The sequence below is a fragment of the Paenibacillus alvei DSM 29 genome, assembly GCF_000293805.1.
In the GTDB taxonomy this organism is placed as follows: Bacteria; Bacillota; Bacilli; order Paenibacillales; family Paenibacillaceae; genus Paenibacillus_B; species Paenibacillus_B alvei.
This window is the reverse complement of the sequence record NZ_AMBZ01000007.1, coordinates 237,198-257,331: the sequence shown is the minus strand read 5'-3', so window position 1 is coordinate 257,331 and position 20,134 is coordinate 237,198. Positions and strand designations below refer to the sequence as shown.

Annotated in this window: 16 protein-coding genes and 3 pseudogenes; 5 read left to right on the top strand and 14 right to left on the bottom strand. The window is 45.6% G+C overall.

Annotated features, from left to right (window positions below; all coding sequences use genetic code 11):
- Positions 1-190: 190 nt before the first annotated feature.
- From ppdK to PAV_RS22430, 4 genes are all read right to left on the bottom strand, one after another.
- Positions 191-2,923 (bottom strand): pyruvate, phosphate dikinase, encoded by a 2,733-nt coding sequence (ppdK, locus tag PAV_RS22445; RefSeq protein ID WP_005550062.1) that lies wholly within the window; start codon positions 2,921-2,923, stop codon positions 191-193.
- Positions 2,920-3,099 (bottom strand): GapA-binding peptide SR1P, encoded by a 180-nt coding sequence (locus PAV_RS34865; RefSeq protein WP_005550061.1) that lies wholly within the window; start codon positions 3,097-3,099, stop codon positions 2,920-2,922. The genes ppdK and PAV_RS34865 overlap by 4 nt, the downstream gene beginning before the upstream one ends.
- On the bottom strand, positions 3,060-4,118 hold the full coding sequence (gene gap / locus PAV_RS22435) for a type I glyceraldehyde-3-phosphate dehydrogenase (RefSeq protein ID WP_005550060.1): 1,059 nt from the start codon (positions 4,116-4,118) through the stop codon (positions 3,060-3,062). The genes PAV_RS34865 and gap overlap by 40 nt, the downstream gene beginning before the upstream one ends.
- Positions 4,119-4,443: 325 nt before the next feature.
- Entirely contained in the window at positions 4,444-4,755 is a 312-nt protein-coding gene (locus PAV_RS22430; RefSeq protein ID WP_005550058.1) for a CHY zinc finger protein, read from the bottom strand.
- A gap of 198 nt (positions 4,756-4,953) precedes the next feature.
- Between PAV_RS22430 and PAV_RS22425 the strand changes: the two genes are divergently transcribed.
- Complete coding sequence (locus tag PAV_RS22425) at positions 4,954-5,490, top strand: superoxide dismutase family protein (RefSeq protein ID WP_005550057.1); 537 nt, start codon at positions 4,954-4,956, stop codon at positions 5,488-5,490.
- 85 nt (positions 5,491-5,575) lie between these two features.
- Here the strand turns inward: PAV_RS22425 and PAV_RS36410 are convergent.
- Positions 5,576-6,489, bottom strand: a pseudogene (locus PAV_RS36410) (ABC transporter substrate-binding protein).
- 254 nt (positions 6,490-6,743) lie between these two features.
- Complete coding sequence (locus PAV_RS34860) at positions 6,744-6,959, bottom strand: helix-turn-helix transcriptional regulator (RefSeq protein WP_157267158.1); 216 nt, start codon at positions 6,957-6,959, stop codon at positions 6,744-6,746.
- Positions 6,960-7,575: 616 nt separating this feature from the next.
- Here PAV_RS34860 and PAV_RS22410 point away from each other — a divergent pair.
- Positions 7,576-9,147, top strand: a complete 1,572-nt coding sequence (locus PAV_RS22410; protein ID WP_005550051.1) for a M3 family metallopeptidase — start codon at positions 7,576-7,578, stop codon at positions 9,145-9,147.
- 409 nt (positions 9,148-9,556) lie between these two features.
- Here PAV_RS22410 and PAV_RS22405 read toward each other — a convergent pair whose 3' ends face one another.
- A complete protein-coding gene (locus PAV_RS22405) occupies positions 9,557-11,233 on the bottom strand; it encodes a M28 family peptidase (RefSeq protein ID WP_157267155.1) in 1,677 nt (558 codons plus the stop codon).
- 321 nt (positions 11,234-11,554) lie between these two features.
- Here PAV_RS22405 and PAV_RS22400 point away from each other — a divergent pair, with 321 nt between their 5' ends.
- The gene (locus PAV_RS22400; protein ID WP_157267196.1) at positions 11,555-12,379 is read left to right on the top strand and encodes an undecaprenyl-diphosphate phosphatase; all 825 of its coding nucleotides are present in this window, start codon (positions 11,555-11,557) and stop codon (positions 12,377-12,379) included.
- A gap of 141 nt (positions 12,380-12,520) precedes the next feature.
- Here PAV_RS22400 and PAV_RS22395 read toward each other — a convergent pair whose 3' ends face one another.
- The 5 genes and pseudogenes from PAV_RS22395 to PAV_RS22375 form a co-directional block, all read right to left on the bottom strand.
- Complete coding sequence (locus tag PAV_RS22395) at positions 12,521-12,802, bottom strand: barstar family protein (RefSeq protein ID WP_005550047.1); 282 nt, start codon at positions 12,800-12,802, stop codon at positions 12,521-12,523.
- Between the two features lie 5 nt (positions 12,803-12,807).
- Positions 12,808-13,287 (bottom strand): ribonuclease domain-containing protein, encoded by a 480-nt coding sequence (locus PAV_RS22390; RefSeq protein ID WP_005550045.1) that lies wholly within the window; start codon positions 13,285-13,287, stop codon positions 12,808-12,810.
- 205 nt (positions 13,288-13,492) lie between these two features.
- On the bottom strand, positions 13,493-15,253 hold the full coding sequence (locus PAV_RS22385) for an ABC transporter substrate-binding protein (protein ID WP_005550044.1): 1,761 nt from the start codon (positions 15,251-15,253) through the stop codon (positions 13,493-13,495).
- A 383-nt stretch (positions 15,254-15,636) separates the two neighbouring features.
- Positions 15,637-16,648 (bottom strand): annotated as a pseudogene (gene spoVAD / locus PAV_RS22380) (stage V sporulation protein AD).
- A gap of 33 nt (positions 16,649-16,681) precedes the next feature.
- Positions 16,682-17,544, bottom strand: a pseudogene (locus PAV_RS22375) (DUF421 domain-containing protein).
- 168 nt (positions 17,545-17,712) lie between these two features.
- On the opposite strand from PAV_RS22375, the gene PAV_RS22370 reads away from it, so the two are divergent.
- Together PAV_RS22370 and PAV_RS35570 are read left to right on the top strand one after the other, a co-directional pair.
- Complete coding sequence (locus PAV_RS22370) at positions 17,713-17,919, top strand: DUF1657 domain-containing protein (protein WP_005550041.1); 207 nt, start codon at positions 17,713-17,715, stop codon at positions 17,917-17,919.
- Positions 17,920-18,069: 150 nt separating this feature from the next.
- Positions 18,070-18,186 carry a sporulation protein YjcZ gene (locus tag PAV_RS35570; RefSeq protein WP_193373007.1) on the top strand — a complete coding sequence of 39 codons (117 nt, stop codon included), beginning with the start codon at positions 18,070-18,072 and terminating at the stop codon, positions 18,184-18,186.
- A gap of 64 nt (positions 18,187-18,250) precedes the next feature.
- Here PAV_RS35570 and PAV_RS22365 read toward each other — a convergent pair whose 3' ends face one another.
- On the bottom strand, positions 18,251-19,090 hold the full coding sequence (locus PAV_RS22365; protein ID WP_005550040.1) for a M15 family metallopeptidase: 840 nt from the start codon (positions 19,088-19,090) through the stop codon (positions 18,251-18,253).
- Positions 19,091-19,253: 163 nt separating this feature from the next.
- A complete protein-coding gene (locus tag PAV_RS22360) occupies positions 19,254-19,874 on the bottom strand; it encodes a 50S ribosomal protein L25 (RefSeq protein ID WP_005550039.1) in 621 nt (206 codons plus the stop codon).
- Positions 19,875-20,134: the final 260 nt, after the last annotated feature.

Below are 20,134 nucleotides of genomic sequence, written 5' to 3'. Positions count from 1 at the left end.
TCATGCTATAAAGGCCGCCTTGTATCACGATATCTTTCCTTACGCTGTACACGCAGGATTCAGCTCGCATTCTGTTCTGACAAGATTATAGCATTCCGAGCGGAGTGCGCGTAACTCCCGATTGCAGGAGAAGCAGCACTCCAGCCCGTTTTTATCTCGCAGGGTTACGATATCTCGCTGATGACACCAATCACACCGCTGCTTCTTGGGATTGTTCTGCCTGAACTTCGCCTGTGCCAAGCATTTGTGCATGCTGCTGCCGCGCTGCGCCATTCATACGAATATGGGCTTGCGCTGCTGCAATTCGCGCAACAGGCAGTCGATAAGGCGAACAACTGACATAGTCCAGTCCAATCTGCTGGCAGAACATAATGGATTCATAGTCGCCTCCATGCTCGCCGCAAATACTAGTCGTAAGCATCGGGTTTCTAGCTCGGCCTTGCACAACCGCCATCTCAATCAGCTTGCCGACTCCCTCTGTATCCAGCACTTGAAATGGATTGTAAGGAAGCAGCTTATTCTCCACATAGTGAGTCAAGAACTTTCCTTCCGCATCATCGCGGCTGTAGCCAAACGTCATTTGCGTTAAATCATTGGTGCCAAAGGAGAAAAAATCAGCAGATCGAGCAATTTCTCCAGCTGTCAATGCTGCGCGCGGCACCTCGATCATCGTCCCTACTTTGTAAGGGCAATTCCGTCGCTCCTCGCCCAGCACTTGTTGCGCTACCAGATCAACAACGTTCCGGAGGAAATGCAGCTCATTGACGTGACCAACAAGCGGAATCATAATGTGCGGCAGCACCGTAACCCTGTCTCGCAAACAGCGAAGCACAGCCTGGAAGATTGCTTCCACCTGCATTTCATAAATTTCCGGGAACATAATGCCAAGTCTGCATCCGCGCTGCCCAAGCATTGGGTTGGTTTCCTGCAGTTCGCGAACACGGCGGATCATGCGTTCCAGTTCCTGAAGTTCTCCATCCTTATCCGCTTGTTCACTATCTAAGGTATGCAGGGCTTCCTTGCGCTCTGTAAGCTCCTCTATGTTCGGCAGGAACTCATGCAGAGGAGGATCAAGCAGCCGTATAGTAACCGGGAGACCATCCATCTCCCTGAACATATCTTCGAAGTCTGCCCTCTGCATCGGCAGTAATCGATTCAGTGCCAGCTGGCGATCAATCTCCTTCTCCGCCATAATCATTTGTTGGACAATAGGCACTCTAGTCGGAGACATGAACATGTGTTCCGTCCTGCACAAACCGATTCCTTCTGCCCCGAATTCTCTTGCCTTACGGGCATCAGACGGTGAATCTGCGTTTGCAAGAACCTTCATCGAGCGAATCTGATCAGCCCATTCCAACACTTGCAGCATTTCTGGCGTTATATTCGCATCTTGAAGCTCAATCCGTCCCGGAATGACTTGACCGCTGCCGCCATCAATCGTAAGCCAATCTCCCTCGTGGATGATGAATCCATTGGCGATCAACTGCTGTTTTTCCTCGTCAATCTGCAGCGTTTCACAGCCGCATACACAAGGTTTCCCCATACCCCGTGCAACTACCGCAGCATGGCTGGTCATCCCGCCTCGCAGCGTGACAATCCCTTCAGCAGCAATGACACCGTGAATATCTTCCGGAGTCGTCTCCATTCGTACAAGAATAACCTGTTTTCCAGCCCGTTTCCATTCATCGGCCACGTCAGCCTCGAATACAGCTTGCCCACAAGCTGCACCTGGAGAAGCGGGGAGTCCTGTCGCAATCGCACTATGGTCAGCAGCCGCATGGAGTGAACGATGGAGCAGATGATTCAAATGCTGAACATCTATTCTCATCACTGCCTCTTCCTTACTAATAAGCCCTTCCTTTACTAGATCAGAAGCTACTTGCAATGCTGCTCTGGCGTTGCGCTTCGCATTGCGAGTTTGAAGCAGATATAACTTACCGTTCTCAACGGTAAATTCAATATCCTGCATATCGCGATATTGCAATTCCAATTGCTTCGCACATAAGGATAATTCCTCATACACATGCGGCATCGTCACTTCCAGCTCCGCGATTGGACAAGGCGTTCTTGTGCCTCCGACGACATCCTCCCCTTGCGCATTCATCAAGTATTCACCGAATAGAATCGGCTCTCCAGTCGAAGGGTTCCGCGTGAACAACACGCCAGTTCCACTCGTCTCGCCCATATTGCCGAATACCATGGACTGCACATTGACTGCAGTCCCCTGATCATCTGGAATCTGATGGACTTTCCGATATACCTTCGCCCTTGGGCTGGACCAGGACAAGAACACGGCCTCAATAGCTTCCTGAAGCTGCTGCTTTACAATTTGCGGGAACGTACGCTCCGCTCGCACTTCAATAAGAAGCTTGAACTTCTGAACAAGTGATTTCAGGGATGCTTCTGTGAGCTGATGGTCCTCTGCACACCCGGCAAGCTGCTTTTCTTGCTGCAATAAACGCTCAAAGTGAACTCCCTCAATGTTATAAACGACGGAGCCATACATTTGAATGAAACGGCGATAACAATCATAAGCGAATCGTCGATTGCCCGTGAGCTTAGCCAATCCTTCTACCGTCTTGTCAGTAAGCCCGAGATTGAGTATCGTATCCATCATCCCTGGCATGGATGTCACGGAACCAGAACGCACGGATACGAGCAGCGGGCAGTCTTCACTGCCAAAACGCCGTTCCTGCGCTCTTTCCACCTCGACCAGAGCACGCATCACTTCATCCATGATTCCTGCAGGCATATGGCATCCGCTGCTGTAATATTGCCTGCACACTTCTGTAGTAATGGTGAAGCCAGGCGGGACAGGAAGCCCCGCCTTTGTCATTTCAGCCAGATTAGCGCCTTTGCCGCCCAGGAGCTCGGCATCCTCTTTCCCGCCATTTCGAAACGAGTTCACTCTTGATATTGTCAAGCCGAAGCGCTCCCTTCTTGCTCGCGGCACGATTCTTTATTACACACCATATATTTTGTCTTCACACCATTTGTAGGCAAGGTATCGATAATATCATCACAATAACGGCAAATGATCGTGCCCAAGTCGTTCTCTTTTACATACTCAGTGATGAGCTCATCGATTTGGTTTCGCATGTTGGTTCTACCTCCTCGGATTGGACGAACATATACTTGACGAAATCCGTTACACGGCACGCGTATGCCCATTCATTGTCATACCATGCCAACAGCTTCACTTGGTGACCTGACGTTTGAATCGATAATCCATCAATAATTGCAGATTTGCGGTTGCCAATATAATCACTGGACACCAAAGGCTCCTCGTTATATTCCAGATAAGGCTCCATGCCTTCCCTAATTGCATTCGTAAATACTCGAACAATATCTTCCTTCGTAACTTCACTGTGCAATCCAGCAGTAAGGTCAACCAAGGATACATTTTGCACAGGAACTCGCAAGGAGATTCCTTGAACCCGCTCCGCGAGATGTGGCAGAATATCCTTTAAGGCTTTGCCAACTCCTGTTGAAGTGGGAATAATCGAGCTGCCGCAAGCGCGGCCTCTTCGCCAATCTGAGTGCGAATTATCCAGATGCTTTTGGTCATTCGTATACGCATGTACGGTCGTCATCCAACCGTAGTCCAGGCCAAATTCTTGATCGAGCACATGAAGGAGAGGCGCTAGACAATTCGTCGTGCAGGAAGCTGTCGAGATCAGCGCATGCTGCTGCGGGTTATATGCATGCTCGTTAACACCCATTACAATGGTACAGTCCAGATCCTTGCCCGGTGCTGTCACCACTACCCGCTTCGCGCCCGCCTCCATATGAAGGGACGCTTCTGAACGACTCTTAAACTTGCCTGTCGCATCGACGACGACATCAATTCCATGCTCTCTCCATGGAAGCAGTTCTGGTCTGCGCTCGCTCACCACCGGAATTCGGTGCCCTTGAATGAAAAGGCATTGTTCTCCTGCCTTCATATCTACATCCCAGCGACCGTGAATCGAATCATACTTCAAGAGATGCACCAATTGATCGGGTGCGCAGGTAGAATTTATAAGGCCGAGTGAAGCACCGTCACCATCCATGAACAGACTGCGAATAACCAATCTTCCGATTCTTCCTGTACCGCTAACACCGAGTCGTTTCTGCATATATCGTTTGAACCTCCTTTGTTCACTTTATATATTACGTCATAATTAATTGGATTTCAATAATTAATACACACTATATGTAATTTTGTTTCGGAAATGAATAAGAAAAACGTGGATTAGCGCAATAATTAGACATATATAATACACACTATATTCAAGAAGCAGCATGTCTTAATCACCTTTATTAGCGATTCCAAAGCAAAATCAGCGGTACCCTTCAGACAACAAAAAAGATGACTCTCATCCTCAGAAGGTCATCTACGGTATAACTCATCTATTCTTCACTCCCCTGGCCGTTTTGGCTCAGGTTCCTTTGCAGCTCCTTTTACTCGAAATACAAATGATTATGGTTTTTGCAACCCGGATTAAATGAAACATTGCAAACCGGACACTTATAATGAGAATTCAAATACTGCTCAATGGTGAGCTCTGCATAGCAGCTTCCACAAAGGATCGCCTTCGCGCCCTGCTCTTCCATAGGCCATACGATTGGCTGATGATCGGCCATCTCTGCATGACAATAATAACAGCCGTAATACACATCACAGCATTTGAACTTAATTGCAATCACATCTACCTCGGAATGATAGTGCCGGCATCTTGTCATCGCATCTATCGCACCTGTCACATGAATCATTTCATTACCTCGCTTTATAGTGTTTCTGCTTTCGAATCTCTCTCAAGCGGTCGGCTCGTCTATATTCGTCTTATACAAGCATACCATATTCCTTCAATTCACCACCCTGTACCTAAGCAAATTACAGTCAGACGGTTTTCTTTCTGTAAAATAGGTAAACACTGTTACCGACCCGATCAAAATTTAAGGAGGATCGATATGAAAAAACTTGCAATTGCATGTATGCTGGCAAGCTGTCTGCTGCTAAGTGCGTGTACAGCCAAGGAGGCACTTGCGGAAGAGAAAACTCCATTTGTGAACGTGAACATTATTAACACAAAAGGAGAATCGATCGGTACTGCACAGCTAACCCAAGTAGGTAACAAGGTTCAAATGGCTGTCGATGTACGGGATCTGTCACCCGGTAAACATGGCATTCACTTTCATGCGGTAGGACGTTGTGATACTCCTGACTTCAAGACGGCAGAGGCACATTTGAATCCAACCCATAAGGAGCATGGCTTCGAAAATCCGAAGGGCTACCACAGCGGCGACTTGCCTAATTTAGAAGTAGGTGCAGATGGCAAGGCCCAAGCTACCTTCACAACCGAGATGGTCACGCTGGAGAAGGACAAGCCTAATTCCCTGGTGAAGCCTGGCGGCACAGCGTTAATTATTCATGCGCAGCCGGACGATTACAAGACTGACCCAGCAGGTAACTCAGGCGATCGCATCGCATGCGGAGTTATTCAATAGTAATGTGATCAACACAATGAGGGGCTTCCATTCGTCATCCTTGATGATGTAATGGTAGCCCCTCATTATGTTCTAGACGAGTCATCTATTTACGTGTAAATAGAGTCATTGCCTCATCCAACGATTTAAGTTGGCCAAGGGCAGAGTAATCCAGCCATGGCTGCTGTGCAATCGCATGAACATTACTGTTTTTGACTGCCTTTAGATTTTTCCAGATGGCGCTATCCTCCAACTCTTTGAATAGCTGCTGAGCAGCCGAATCAGCAGCTACCTCAAGCAGAATATGATCGGGATCGAAATCTGGCAGCACCTCGCTGGAGATAGCTTGCGGCCCTTCTTTTCCTCGTCCTATATTTTCCAAACCCTTCGCAGGTTTAATTCCCAAATCTCGATAAAGCAATGATCCATAATTGCGATCTAACCCGTATACTCTGAGCTCTTTTTTCATGACGCGCAGCACTAACACCGTTTCGTCTCCAAGCGCTTGCTTGATAGATTCTTTTGCTGTAGCGGCTTTTTGTTTATAATCAGCAATAAACGCCTCGGCCTCTTTTCCTTGCCTAACGCCTTGCCGAGCTGTTGCAACTGCTCTTCCCAGGTCGACTGCTTGAAACTCAGTACCATTGTCGGCGCGATCTTTTCGAGTTCATCCTTGCCCTTTATCAGTTCTTCCTGCGCGATGATAAGGTCTGGTTCCGCGTTCACGAGCGCTTCGAGGTTGGGATCTTGGGAATTCCCTAAATTTTGTGTATGTTGCAAGAGATCGGCTACATGCGGGAGAAACTCTTTTCCTTTTTGCGTGACGGCTCCGATCGGAGTAATTCCCAATGCAAGCAAGTCGCTTGTAAAAGGAATAGATAATACCGCAATCCGTTTGTCTGCTCCCGCAATATCTGCTGGAGGCTTCGTATCGGAAGTGACCGTTTGAACCTGTGATGAATTCCCCGATTCGCTCTGTTTATTCGAGGCCACTTGTCCGCTACATGCTGCGGTAATCATTACGAGTAAAGTACAGATGCAAGTAATTATCTTCATGCGATGACGTGTAATCATGATGCAATATCCCCTTTAAAGTCGTCTAAGATTTAAATGAAAATGAAATCATTATTATGATAGGTAAAGAACGATAAAACACATGCCCGATGTTGCGCGCACCATACAGCTTTACGTTCTTCCACATCCGATCATAGACCGGCATAGACATCATTGCATTGGCGCTTCTTTATCGATATGTATGACAAATGGATTCACGCTTAGTGTTTATATCCGACATCACGGTCAATGTCGCGTATTTTTCCACTTGGCTGCAGTAATTGCTGCTTCGCCTGATTCATGCGCAGATCGGTCAAATACTCGATTGGACTCTTCTTCCTTTGCGTTTGAATAGCTAAGAGTAATATGAAGGATTCATACCAGCCATATCTGCTAGTTTGTCCAAGGAAATCAGCGATAGAGATTGGCTGTTCCAAAATAATTATCGAATCAAACGTCTAATGCGATGATGCTGCTCGACCCGTATTTCCCCGCTTACAGGCAACGTCAACTCCTTCTCCTTACTCTTCTCACATCACTCCACCCCATTGCGTGATAGATGTCGAACTCGGTTTTGTATAGGTGCAGTCCATGTTTAGCATCGCATTCAACTACAGAAACGGATCCAACTGGCAATAGAAAAACAATATTCGGCAGCACCCCGGCAGCAATACATCCGTCTTTCATGTACAATTTTCCCGTTCCCCCTTCACCACTTCCTATCCTCTCGATCCTATCATTCGCTGCTCACGAATTACTCAAATAATAATGATTATCAATATCAACTACTTATTTTCTCATGTTCGTTTTCATTTGTCCACAGATGATGCATAATAACCACTCCATACACGTAAAAAGCTGCTCCAATTCCACACCTTCGATGTTACGAACAACTCCAATAGCATCAACAATACCTGCATAATTGTACGATGAATGCCATAAATTAAAACTCCCAAATTACATTATTTTGGTATTGTAATAATTATAAACTTACATCGAGCTAGAAGAAATGGAGGGGAAAATTCCTATGGATGCAATGGATGTGGGGTCTTTTTGCAGCGTGAGAATGAGAATCTTCAGGAACTAAGCATAAAGATCGATCAAGCAGGATGGATGGTAACTTCTACAGGTGAGGGATCCTGGAATGATGCGTTGGAAGTTGCCCAAAATGAATGGAAGCGTTATTTATCGGATACGGATCGGTTCGCCCTCATTACGAAGCACCTAGAGAATAAGCAGCTTACGTCATTACAAAAACGACAGCTTACAGAGCTTCGTCACTTGATGATCAATCAACAGTTAGATCCGAAGCTTGCCGAACACTCTACTCGCATGACAAAGGAACTCGTAGACATTTTCAATTCCTACCGTCCTACCCTAAAGAACCAGCATGTATCGAACAATGATATTCGCACGATTCTGGAAACGAGCCTTGATCCGGACGAACGTAAGCAGGCTTGGCTCGCTAGCAAGCAAATTGGCAAGCAGGTCTGCGATCGTTCACTACGGCTTATCCAGCAGCGCAATGAAGAGGCGCGCACACTTGGTTACGACAATTATTATCAGATGCAATATAGCGCGCAGGATCTCGATCTTGATGGCGTATTTGCCTTAATCGATGAGCTGCTTGTCCAGAGTGAAGAACCGTATCGGCTCGTGAAGCAGCAAATTGACGAGGAACTGGCTCAAAAATTTCGTATTACAGTATCGCAGCTTAGGCCGTGGCATTATTCAGATCCATTCTTTCAGAGTACGCCTGCTGTCAGTGAATGGAATATGGCCGATTATTTGCAAAATGACCGGATGGAAGCAATTACTGCAGAGACGTTTCAACGTATGGGACTTGATATCAAAGATGTTATCGCACGCAGTGACCTATATCCGCGTGATAAGAAATATCCATATGGGTATTGCACGGCGATGGGACGTACGGGCGAACCACGGATCATGATGAGCATCAATCCGAGCGAATTTGGGATGAGCGTAATGCTGCACGAGTTCGGTCATGCGGCATATGAGAAAAATATTGACGCAGCGCTGCCTTTCCTGCTGCGGAAGCCTGCCCATACGCTTACTACCGAAGCGATTGCGATGCTCTTTGGCAGAATGACAAAGGAAGAGGAATGGATTACCCGCTTCATCAAGCCGGAACCAACCGCCTTTTCTTCCCATGCTTCTGCCCTGCCCGGTACTCTTCAACGCGAGATGCTGGTCAGTATGAGATGGTATATTACATTTGTGAAGTTCGAGCGGGAGCTGTATGAGCGTCCACATACGAACGTGAATGAACGTTGGTGGCAACTCGTAGCAGAGATCCAGCACTTGCATGCGCCTGAGGATACCCGGCATCCGCACTGGGCTGCCAAGATGCATTTCACGCTTGCTCCTGTAAGCTATCAAAGCTATTTATTGGGTGAGCTGACTGCTTCCCAACTGCAACATTATATGATGGCGAATATTTCGCATGACTTGTTCTCTCTGGAAGCAGGAACTTTTGTAAAGGAGCAATTTTTCCTCCCTGGCGCGACATGGACATGGAATGATCTGTTGAAGCGTGCAACGGGCGAGCCGCTTAATCCAAAGTATTTTGTCCAACAGTTCGTAAGCTCGCACTGCAATCGATAACACTATACCGTACTCGTACATATGAGGAATGCAGGGCAGAATATCATCTCTCGCTGCACATTCCCCTTTCACGTTCTAATGAAAAGTTGTATTCACCGTATTCGCTGGACTTCCTACTTCAACCGGATCAATTCGGCGTAATAGAAACGACGAATCTTGCAAAAAGGCTTGCAAATACGCATGAGCAAACGGTTGTTCTAATTGAGATTTTCCGTTTCTTCCGGATTTGTAGCATGATGACAATAGTTCTCGACAGGTTGGCGGATTAGAAGGCGATATAAAGCTGTGGGAACAATGGTGTACCTATGAGCGAGTAGATGTGATGAAGCTCGTAATGCACTATCGTAACACTTGATATAACCGGATAAAAAGAAAACAGCACCCATGTTGCCGCATGAGTGCTGTTCCGCTATTTCACTTTCATGTAATGCGCAGCTTGGCTGCTGCGAATAACGATTAGGTTCGTCATAAGCGGCTGCAGCAGAGTAAATATCAATACACAAAGCACCGAGCTGAACAAATTAATAAAGAGGGGCATGCCTGTGTATAGGAGATGCAATAAACTTGTTGTCAGTGTCAGTGGAGCAATAGCCAGTACAAAATGGATCCCGGAATGATAAATTGACGCAGCTGGATTAGGCTTGAACAGGATGAATGAAATAACAATACCGTGAATGAGAAGCGGAAGCAGGAATAAATAGCTTGCTCCAGGGAAAAGTCCTATTGCAACTATCAGAAGCAGGAAGTAGAACAGCATCCCTGTCAGCAGCATTTCTAATCCATTAACAACATGACGTGTGAGTCGAGTGATTAAGAGATGTACAAATAATGCAGCCAGTACGAATGCGAGATTAACTGAAGCAGGTATGGAAGCAAGATTAAGCTGCATACCTGCAATCAAATTTCCAATATACACTCCCCCAACAAAGAGCAGATAAGAAAGAATAACGGACGAAATCACACTTCCTAATATAATAAGGAAACTATTAGCCATTCCTTTCAGCGCGATCGCTCTTTTCTTGAGAAGGACAGCAATAGCTAGCAGCCACCCAACACCAATAAGAACGGACATAGGTACGGTCCAAGCATCGGGATAATGCAGCAGCATCGTGAACCAATTGAAATACACGTGTTCTGGTTCAATCAATTGCTTCAAATCCATGCTTCCGAATCGTTTGGCTGCCGCAAGTGCGTTTTCCCCATGATGCTGCAACGTTGCAAGAGAGACGTTCTCAGGCGCATCTTGTGCTGTATGGTATTTGTCCCAGCCGTCAATATACCCGAAGTTAAGTCCTGGAATGCCAGCTTGAAGTGAAACGGTTAAATCCGTATCATTTGGCATCATCCGATATATTTCGCCTAACATAGAGCTGCTAACCGGCGATACTGCGAATGAAGCAAAGCCGGATATAAGAGCTCCATTATCCTTACTCGTTTGAAACATAAGAGAAGACCCTTTTGAGCCTCGCGCCTCAAAATTGAGAACCAGGCCTATCTCCTCCCGCAGCTTTTCATCTAACCAGAATAGCTCTGCACCAAGCAGCCCTTTCTCTTCACCATCTGACAGAACGAACCAAATATCTCGCTCAAGCGGCGGACTAGATTGTAGGACCCGTGCCGTTTCCAATAGCGTGGCGACCCCAACCGCATCGTCGTTAGCACCTGGTCCAAAAGGCGTTGAATCATAATGTGCCAACAGCATTAATGCTTTGCCTGGCTTGGTTCCTTTATGTATGCCGATAATATTATGCAGCTCTAAAGACTCTGTTGCGCCTTTAACTATACCTGTCCATGGATACGTTTTGACAGAAGGCTGCAGCCCTAACAATTTCATTTGCTCCACCAAATACGCTCTAACCTTAGCGTTCTCAGCCGTACCTGATGGATGCGGCTTCCGGGCAATTGCCTGCACATGCTTAAACGCTCTTGCAGCAGAAAATTGTAGTTTTGGCGCATCCTCTCCCTTAGGAGCAGGCGGCTGCTCGAACCATAAAGTTGAGAGTATAAGCAGCACACACAAGATTACGATACCCATCGACCTAACCCACATACTTATTGAATACTGTTCAGTCAAAGTCTTGTTCAAGATCGACTCACCTCCATAATCCCCAACATAACAAAAGGTATTTTTTACCTTTTCTGATACTAATATCATATCCGACCTTTATGTTAAGAACAAGAAATAAATAGAAATAAATGATCATGTATTGCTTCCTTATTTATGTCGAACTTACCCCATCACATCGTATCCAACAAATTAAAGCAAACATTTTGTTAACGTATTATATATTATGTTAACTTCTACTACCACAATGCACAAAATCGCTATATAATACGATTTGTGCTGTACGCAATTTTATATCGAAGGCCTTACATAGGAGAGTGACTATTGTTGAATTGGTGGGACATGTTTGTCGGATTTATTTTAGGAGTTGTTGAAGGCCTGACAGAATTTGCTCCGGTATCATCTACCGGACATATGATTCTTGTGGATGACTTTATGCTGCATTCCAAGGAAATATTCTCGCCTCAAATGGCGAATATGTTCAAGGTCGTCATTCAGCTTGGCTCCATTCTAGCTGTTGTCGTCGTATTTTGGGATCGTTTTTTCCAGCTTCTCGGCTTGAAGCGTGCACCAGTTGATCCGGAACTGGGCAGAGCCGGTCATTCCAGATTGAAGCTGACTCAAGTATTGGTCGGATTAATCCCTGCAGCCGTGCTTGGATTACTGTTCGAAAAGTATATTGATCAATACTTATTTTCTATTCAGACCGTCTTGATCGGTCTCGTGCTAGGTGCAGTGCTTATGGTTGCAGCGGATTGGTTCCGGCCTGCAAAGCCAACAGCCAAGACTGTCGACCAGGTTACGTACATGCAAGCGCTAGGCATCGGCTTGTTCCAGTGTCTTGGACTATGGCCGGGCTTCTCCCGCTCCGGCTCTACAATCTCCGGCGGCGTACTGCTTGGGATGAGTCACCGTGCAGCTGCTGACTTTACATTCATTATGGCCGTACCTGTCATGGCAGGTGCCAGCGGATTATCCCTTCTGAAGCATTGGAAGGATTTCTCGATGGATGCACTTCCATTCTTTATTGTCGGGTTCATAAGCGCGTTTTTGTTCGCCCTGCTGTCTATTCGCTTCTTCTTGAAGCTCATCAACCGAATTAAGCTGGTCCCGTTTGCGATTTATCGCGTCGTATTGGCCGCAGTGATTTATTTTGTTTTCTTATAAAATGAACAGCACGACAACAGTCTTACAGCATAGCAAAACAAGCCTTTGACCTAATGGTCAAAGGCTTGTTTTCGATTACCGTTATCGTGGTCAATGGAATAAAGAAATGACCTCTCATCCCTATCTATCCATTTTCTCAAGTTACCGAGTTATCTTCACCTTGAATCCGTCCAGCTCCGCTTCTGCATCCCGAAATAGCTGCAGCAGCTGCTCACAGTATTCCCCCAGTTGCTTTTTACTAGCCTCATAATGGCTCCAATGAATTGTAAGCGGCAGTGAAGAGGCTTCCGTCAAACAATCCCACAGCGCATCCAAATTCCGTCCATAATAATCGGGAAGCTCCAGCACCTCGCTGAGGACATCATGCACCGCATTTCGAGAGGATATAGCACGCCCATCCAATTCAACAACTCGTCTTGTCATCGTCCTCATTCCTTCCCTTTCATCTGCTGGAATGTTTTATAATGATCCTCGGTCTTGTAAATAAGTCCGTCATTTGAGAAGAGAAGACGGTATTTCCCACGAAAGCCATCAGAATAGTGGATGTCTGCCTCATACCAAATGCGGCCCTTCTTCTTGGGCAGCTTGCCTTCCCGATTGCGGAAGATATCTCCGCCAATACTCTTGCCTGGAGCTACTTCATTCAGATTGCCTTCCTTTGCATTCCATCCGAGCTTCTCCGCTTCCTTCTTCGTAATAAAATTATCTGGCAGAGAATGATGCTTCCTTATATAATTCGCTACTTCCTCGAAGTCTGTTAGAGGTTTCGATTGAACTGGCTCGTTAGACTCCACTGTTGGCGAAGGACGTTCAATGGCCTTCTTCCCTTTATCAACCTGTGTTGTGCCGCATCCTGTCATTACCATCAAGGTAAGGAACAAGACGAACAGCGATTTCATCCATTTCAACGTAAAATTCCCTCCATATGTGCTAATCACCTGCTATTGTGAATCAGGAATTATTGTAACATGAATAAGCCCATAGATTAAAATCTACTTTTAGATTACCAGCGTAGCCATCAAAACAAACCTTCGCATCTCTAGTTCAGACGAGTCAAAATAAAAAGAAAGTCCAGCATAGCGCTGGACTTTCCAAGAACATAAGCATGTTCGATTATTGAATGTGAATAGTAGGAAGAGAGTACGTGAAATCTCGGTAAGGCGACATATCGAAGCCTTGCAGGCGAGCGTTCGTTGCGAACATATCACGACGTTGGTACATGAAGATGTAAGGAAGATCTTCGTTCAGCTCTTTATAGATTTGATGGAAGAATCCTTTCCGTTTCTCAACATCGAGAGTCGAATTAGCCTGCTTGAACAAATCATCGATCTTCGTATTGCTGTATCCGATATCGTTTTGGAAGCCTTTCGTTGAGAATACACCTTCAGAAGATTGCGGATCTGGTGTCAAGCTCCATGCCATGAACAGCATGTCGAAATCGCCCTTCTTACGCTTGTCGACAACTGCGTTGAATTCCATTTGGTCAGCGATGAACTCGATGCCAAGATCGCCGAAGTTCTTCTGTGCAACTGGAATAATTGCATCATTGACTGGGTTCGGTGTTGAAGCTGTGAAGTGAATTACGAACTTCTCGCCATTCTTCTCACGCTTACCGTCAGCGCCGACTTTCCAGCCTGCTTCATCAAGCAATTGCTTCGCCTTCTCCAGATCGAAGTTGTATTTCGTTACGTCATCTGTGTAAGACCAGGATTGCTTGGATTGCGGAATGTCGATAACGTCTGCATAGCCTTGGTATACGGCATCAACAATCTCTTGACGGTTCAAGCCGTATGTCAGTGCTTGACGAACACGCTTGTCCTTGAACTTATCCAGCTTGTGGTTGAATGCGATGTAGCCGTAGCCATTCGTACGGTACAATGTGGAATCCAGGAAGCCCATTTCCTTCAATTGTTCAACTTGGTCTTTGGATACTGCTGGAGCATCCATATCCGTTTCACCCGTTTGCAGCAATTGAACGTTGGTTTCGTCAGTTGTGAATTTGAAGATCAGCTTTTCAACCTTAGGCTTGCCCAAGAAGTAGTTCTCATTTGCAGTAAACTGCGCTTCTTGTCCTGCTACGAACTTATCCAGCTTGTATGGGCCAGCTCCGATTGGCTTCGTGAACAAGTCATGCATATAACCGAGGTTGCCTTGTTTGTAATCTTTGCCGTAGTATGCCTTAGGCATGATTTCCAAACCACCGATAGCAGCAAGTGCTGTCGCACTAACTTCTGTTGTCGTGAATTCGATCGTTAATGGATCGATAACCTTGATTCCTTCGATGGAAGATACTTTACCTTCGCGGTATTCTTGTCCACCCTTGATATGTGCGTCCTTGACGATATCAGACGGACCATCGTAGGATTTGTCATGCAGTGCAGTAAATGTAAACGCTACGTCTTCTGCAGTAAGATCCGTGCCGTCGCTAAATTTCAAGCCTTTCTTCAGCTTGAACGTATATTTAAGATTGTCAGGAGACACTTGATAGTCTTCCGCCAATGCTTTCTTCAATGTACCATCTTTATCATACTCCAGCATGCCCTTGAATAAAGCGCGCATTACATAAGTATCATAGGCTGTCTCCGAATAAATCGGGTTGAAAATACCTTTTGGAGCTGTCATACCGATAATAGCCATATCTTTACGGTTGTTTGCCAATTCTGGAGATTTAGAAGGATCTGTTGCTTTTATTACACCCTCAGAAACAATTTCGCCTTCCCCAGCAGCATCGTCCTTTTTCTCTTCTTGGCCAGAACCCTGCTCATTTGATTGTGCATTCTTCTCTGATTCCTTCGCCTTGTCGCTGCCGCACGCGGACAACGCGATCGATACAACAAGAAGCGTACTCAGGAACAAACTCCACTTCTTCTTCATACTTTCGCCCCCTAAATCTGGAATAAATCCAATGATGTGATGTTTTTTTATGCACTATTTTAAACATGGCAGCAGCGGAAAAAAATACGAGAATTTCGTTCGTTTTCCATTAAATTCTTTGCACATAAAACCGTCTACCATAAATAGGCACCTCAATATTTCTCACTATACTACTTTATCTTCATAGTTTTGTAAAGTAGTTTCTTATATTTTCTTACAGGAGTAGTCGTGGAGAGGATTTTTACTCAAATTGATATTTCCATAGTAGACATTATGAATAATTAACCACATGTCTGAAAACAAAATACATTATGACATAAAAAGGGATCCTGATAATCAGGATCCATTATATACATTAATTGTAAGATGATAATTTTTCGTTTTTACGATTCCATCTCGATGGACACCGCATGGGCAATACATGGAATGCTCTCCCCTTGCTGGTACGAAAGTGGAGACAGCAATGAGCCTGTAGCCACGACTAACAAGCGTTTTAGTTGCCCTCGAATCATTCGCTTCATCAAATGCCCATAAGTGACAACAGCTGAGCAGCCGCAGCCACTGCCCCCAGCTTGAACAGCTTGCTTGTTGCGGTCAAATACCATGAGTCCGCAATCGTCGAATACTGTACCCTCCATTGATACTCCAGACTGTTTCAACAAGTCTGACGCGATTGGATGACCGACTGCAGCCAAATCCCCAGTTACGATAAGATCGTAATCTTTTGCCTCCCGCCCGGTGTCTCTGAAATGTGCCCGCAGTGTATCTACAGCTGCGGGACGCCATTGCCGCCCCCATATTGAATGGATCCGTAACCCCTAGATCAATGACCTTGCCTATCGTAGCGGTAGTAACCCTTGGCCCGCTACCTCGGCTGCACAGAACGGCTGCCCCTGCTCCGGTCACAGTAAACTGAGCCGTTGGCGGCTTCTGTGAACCATATTCTGTAGGGTAACGAAACTGCTTCTCTGCTGTACAGTTATGACTGCACGTGCCCGCCAGCGCATAATTGGCATTGCCAGAATCGATAATCATCGCCGCAAGTGCCAACGATTCCATGGAAGTCGAGCACGCGCCAAATACACCAATATAAGGAACTGACAAAGTACGTGCAGCGAAGCTGTTGCTTGTTATCTGATTCATTAAGTCTCCGCCGATGAAGTACTCGATATGGCTTGTATTTACATTTGCCTTCGTAATGGCGAGACTCGTCGCTTGTTCAAGAAGCTTGCGCTCGGCCTTTTCCCAGCTCTTCTCATACAAATCAAGCTGCTCATGAATCAAATCATAATCAGCCGCCAGCGGCCCCTGCCCTTCCTCAGGGCCAACAATAGCTGACGTGCCGATAATATATGGAGCTCGCTCAAATTTCCAAGATTGCTTGCCTATTAGCATAAAGCCACCTCGCTTCATCCCATTCCTTTGCAATTATTGAATGAGTAATGGTCGTACCTTTTCAATAATGTGCTTCATCGTACGAGAACATTGCCAATACATTTGCTTAGCCTTTTCATCTTCTGTTGCCAGGCAGAACAGTTCCAGATCAGCTTCGCATTTTTTCATCGTTGCCAGCGTATTCGCCCGCTTCTGCGGAACCGTGATTTTAATTTGGTCATTGAGGAGATCAACATATAATTCTCCGAAGCTGTCTACTTGAGCCAAATATACATCCTGAACGGCCTTCACCCCCAGTGCGGTTAACTGTTCGCTCAGCCATTTTTTATCACGTCCAATGGTGGCCAGTGGTTTTTCCAAAACCTGACCGTCCATAATGACTGCTTGCGGCTCGTATTCAGGTGCAACCTTGATGCCCAAATGCTTCGGGGTAAAGGGCATATTCTCATTTTTTAACAGCACACTAACATCGCCGCTTGATTCCATCATGGCAAATTCCACATCAGCGACTTTGAATACATCCTTTTTGCGAAGAAGCAGCAGCAATTCATCAGTGGTTAGACGTTCCTTTTTTAAATTATCCTCTAAAATTTTTCCGTTCTTGATAAGGACTGTTGACTTGCCATCAATCCAATCTCGCATCGGTTTACTTTTTAATTGCAATATTTCGATTCCGAATGATACAGCAACCCACACCCCAAGCGACACAAGCCCTAAATACCAATTGCTCTCCAATCCAAAGAGACATAGGCTGCTAGGCTTCCGATCGTGATGCCGGTTATGTATTCAAATACGGATAATTGCGTTACCTGACGCTTACCGAGCATCTTCGTAAGCAAGAACAAGGCAACAACCGCAACCAAAGTCCGAAGTGTGATTTCCAGCCATTGTGGCATAATACATCCTCCTTGAGAAGAAAAGTTCCATTTGTTCCACTACGTCATTATTTGTAGGTGCTCCTGTTTTTATGAAAGTGGTTTTATTTGCTCCTGGGAGGTATGGTACAGCCGTATTCGGGACAAATTATGCTCTGTAGATCGAACGAGGAAGGGAGGTGTTGCAGCATGACAGTAGGATCACAAGTAAAAACATGCTTAGCTTCATTAAAGGGTGTACAGGCTGATTTAGAGTCATTCGCACTAGCTACTCAAAACCAAGAAGCCAAGCAATTATATACCAATGCAGCGCAACAAACGCAGCAGATCTTGGATCAAGTGGAAAGCCGCGTTCAGCAGTTGGAAGCGGAAGAGCCGCAATATAAAGGCTTCTAAACCTAGCAGAACGTACAAGCCATGCAACAATTGCATGGCTTTTTCATATGAATGACGCGCTGAAATCCGTCAAACGTCCAATCACCCCCGCAGTTTCCTACATACAATTATACGGTAATACATCATTCTCCAGCGAAAGGGGTTAAGAACATGTCTGATGTAAGAAACTGTGGTGTTGGCGGATTTTGCGGTGGCTTCACAAGCACAGGTGTTATCTTGGTACTTTTCATTTTGCTTGTAATCGTAAGCCGCTCATTCTTGTTCTAATAATCGAATCCAGGCAACCACCCAAGCATCGCTTGGGTGGTTTATTATTTTTTACTTCTCTTGTCTATTTCCCAAGCTCATTCCAATATGGATAGGACGATTGATAATATTCTTCCAAGGTCATGTCACGTTCGGTCAAAAGCCAAGATAGATTTTTCCCAACATACCGAATGTGCCAAGGCTCATATTGATACCCTGTAATGTGTTCTTTGCCTTTGGGATATCGCACAATATATCCATATTCATGGGCATGATCCTTCAGCCATTTCGCTTCCTTCGTCACTGCGAAGCAAGCTTCAACCGCACATTTCCCGTCACTGCGAGTCAGATCAACAGCCAGCCCTGTCTTATGCTCACTATGTCCAGGTTCTGCGCAGTACAATTCAGCCATTTTCTTGCCATAACGCCGAACATTGTTCTGGTATATTTCCGTTTGAGCAGCTTGAGAGCGGTAAGCAGATACGCCAGCTAAATAAATGCCGTCTTGTCTAGCGCCGGCAATAAGTTGTTCCAAAGCACGGGCCGCTTCTTTACGCAATTTACGCTTATCCACCCGCTCATCAAAAATAAATGGAGCATTCGGATAAACAAGATCACTGGGACGGTAATCATTAGGGAGCTTATTGAATTTGTTCACAAGCACCCCATTACTTCTAACCTCATTTTCTGACAACTTATGAACAAGCTGTGTCGGCATTTGCTGCATCTTCCATACTGCGTGATTGAATGAACGCAAGGTTTGCAGGTGCAGCTCAACGGTATCCCCTGCATGAACCGTATAGGATAAGTGAGCAGCAGGCTTTGTCTCAATATCCAGCATGGTTCGCTCATTTCCCTGTATCATGCAACCACTGTACAAGGTCAGACTCAACACCAAAATGCTTATCACATATATATTCCGCAATACATCACCCCCATCACTACTTGTTAGTATGAGTCGATGAGACATGATTCATGTGAATCGAAATAACAGTTATTAATAATTAAAAAGAGCCTGCCTGTGCTTAATGCGCACCTCAGCAGACTCTTAACGCTATATATTATTAATTATATTACTTATTATTTCGCTATGCCTCAATTGCTGCTGGCGCCTCCGCTAGCGACTCTTCCTCACCCTCCGCTTCTTCCATTCCTCGCTGCGTAACAATGGATACCAACAGTTCGTTCTTATGGGATATGAGATGTATATGTTCTGGAACTTGAACATCTTCTACCAATAATTTGCCGCCTATCCTCAAAGTAGAGATATCGACTTGAATAACGGAAGGAAGATGTGCAGGCAGCCCCTCAATCTCCAGATTCGTTTCTTGTGTTTGCAAAATACCGCCTTTTTTCACACCTACAGGTGTGCCCACATACTCAATTGGCACATGAATGCGAATCGGATGATTGGCCGATACCTGTTGGAAGTCAATATGCGCATAAGCACCGTCGCCTTTGACAACGTCCTTGATTAAAGCTTGTACAGGCTTCATACCCTCAATCTGCAGCTGGAACACCTCTGTACGTCCAACACGGGCGAGCTTAGCGAACTCCCTTGAATCGACATGAAGTGCTGTACTTTCCATATCTGCACCGTACACAACACCCGGAATCCGACCTTTCTGACGTAATTCACGAAGGGAAGAGCGAGTAAAGTCCGTTCTTCTCTCTGCTTTCAGTTGATAAGTTTTGCCTTGTGCGTTCATGATGAAACTGCCTCCTTATAGCAATCCTTTCACTTCACCAGAGTGATGTCCTGCGATGAGTGTAGCAGGACATGTGTATCATTACCCTGATTCATCTAATGTGAAACTCATTTTTCGAAAATTTTCATTATTTTCAGAAATAAATCAAATATCGCAATAATGACGGATATGTTGCCATCGCGTATAAGAAAAGCCAGCATTCGGTTTGAATGCTGGCTTTGGCGTTTGCATGCGCTGTTTTATAGGGTGGGATCAACAAA

Bases quoted from the DNA above. Each gene is read 5' to 3' on its own strand.
- PAV_RS34865 (WP_005550061.1), bottom strand. From the start codon at position 3,099: ATGCGAAACCAAATCGATGAGCTCATCACTGAGTATGTAAAAGAGAAC.
- gap (WP_005550060.1), bottom strand. From the start codon at position 4,118: ATGCAGAAACGACTCGGTGTTAGCGGTACAGGAAGAATCGGAAGATTG.
- PAV_RS22430 (WP_005550058.1), bottom strand. From the start codon at position 4,755: ATGATTCATGTGACAGGTGCGATAGATGCGATGACAAGATGCCGGCAC.
- PAV_RS22425 (WP_005550057.1), top strand. From the start codon at position 4,954: ATGAAAAAACTTGCAATTGCATGTATGCTGGCAAGCTGTCTGCTGCTA.
- PAV_RS22400 (WP_157267196.1), top strand. From the start codon at position 11,555: ATGTTTGTCGGATTTATTTTAGGAGTTGTTGAAGGCCTGACAGAATTT.
- PAV_RS22395 (WP_005550047.1), bottom strand. From the start codon at position 12,802: ATGACAAGACGAGTTGTTGAATTGGATGGGCGTGCTATATCCTCTCGA.
- PAV_RS22385 (WP_005550044.1), bottom strand. From the start codon at position 15,253: ATGAAGAAGAAGTGGAGTTTGTTCCTGAGTACGCTTCTTGTTGTATCG.
- PAV_RS22370 (WP_005550041.1), top strand. From the start codon at position 17,713: ATGACAGTAGGATCACAAGTAAAAACATGCTTAGCTTCATTAAAGGGT.
- PAV_RS35570 (WP_193373007.1), top strand. From the start codon at position 18,070: ATGTCTGATGTAAGAAACTGTGGTGTTGGCGGATTTTGCGGTGGCTTC.
- PAV_RS22360 (WP_005550039.1), bottom strand. From the start codon at position 19,874: ATGAACGCACAAGGCAAAACTTATCAACTGAAAGCAGAGAGAAGAACG.